At 42.5% G+C, this 1,594-nt stretch carries 1 pseudogene; it reads left to right on the top strand.

Annotated elements, in window-relative coordinates:
* Positions 1 to 1,594: pseudogene (locus tag AC1Z3S_RS20000) on the top strand (hypothetical protein); the annotation flags it as partial.

Below are 1,594 nucleotides of genomic sequence, written 5' to 3'. Positions count from 1 at the left end.
CAAGGTTTACAGGGCCCTCAAGGAACGCAAGGAGTCCGTGGTCTCACGGGTGCTGATGGGAAAACTCAATACACCCACATTGCATACGCAGACAATAGTTCAGGTGGTGGATTCTCTCAATCGCCAAAAGGTAAAACGTTTATCGGGATGTATGTTGATTTTACAGCGGAAGACTCAACAGACCCTAGTAAATATCTTTGGTCGAAATATGTTGGGGACCCAGGTGAAAAAGGGATTCCGGGTGCGGCTGGTACTGATGGGAAAACCCCCTATTTTCACACAGCATGGGCAAACTCAGCAGATGGCAAGACAGATTTTAGTACCTCAGTTTCTTTAAATAAACTGTATATGGGAACGTATACGGATTATACATCGGTAGATTCGACCGACCCTACGAAATACAATTGGACAAAGATTAAAGGTGACAATGCATACACGCACAATGCTTGGTCATGGTCTGCAGATGGAACAGATAGGTTTACTACAGCTTATCCTAACGAAAATTTAGCATCTGAAAACACCTTAACACCATGGTCAAACAATGCAACCAATATAATGACTATTATAGATTATCGCCATATTAATTTAACTAGTTCTGGTAATAATTATTTTGGTATTAGAGTCTATAGTTCTTCGCTGTTTAAAGCAAGTACTCTGTACACAATGAGTTTCAAATTTAAAGTATTAAGTGGTAGTGTGCAAAGTATTGGAGGTCATAATAGAAATACATTTCTAACTCCTTCAGAACTTTTCATTGATGGCATTGCTCAAAGCGGCGGGCCATGGTCGACAGGGTATAAATTTGATTTTGTCGTTGGTCAGACGTATAACATAACAGTAACATCAACTACGAAGAATTCAATTACAACTGATGAAGCCCCGGGGATTTTTATTCAACCCAATAGAGGAGGTACATGGACTTCCTATGCTGCAGAGGTTACGGATTTAAAATTTGAAGAAGGACAAAGGACGATCTATACTTCGCCGCCTGGCGCAAACTTCACGGATGCCTATCCACTTTACCAAGGTACTTACTCGGACAACAACCCAGAAGCCTCTACCTCCCCTTCAAAATACACTTGGTCACGAATTCTTGGCCAGACCGGCCAAGATGGCACTGATGGTTCAAACGGAAAAGACGGAACAAACGGAAAAGATGGTGTAGGGATTGTTCCCGGGTCCACAGTCATTGATTACCAAATATCAAATTCCGGCACAACGCCGCCAACAGGAACGTGGACGACCGCCATTCCTCAAATGAAAGCAGGACAATATTTATGGACTAGAACAACGTTTACGTTTACCGACGATACTAAGAAAAGCAATTACACTGTGGGTATGGCTGGTAAAGACGGGAATAGTGGAATTATCGTGTCTCAAACAGCGCCGCAGTCACCGGAAGTCAATCAACTATGGCAAGACACGTCAGCGTCGCCTATCATGATAAAACGTTGGATAGGTAGTGCGTGGGTTGAGTGGGGAATGTCCATTGATAATCTAATTGTCGAGAATGTGGCCATTGAAAACGGTGTGTTCAAAACCTTGTCTGGAGTGGAGATTAATGCATCTAGATTTGTTAACACCTTTACAAAGG

The organism is Enterococcus sp. LJL90 (assembly GCF_056924355.1).
The sequence above is the reverse complement of the archived record's forward strand: the minus strand, read 5'-3'. Positions and strand labels throughout refer to the sequence as shown.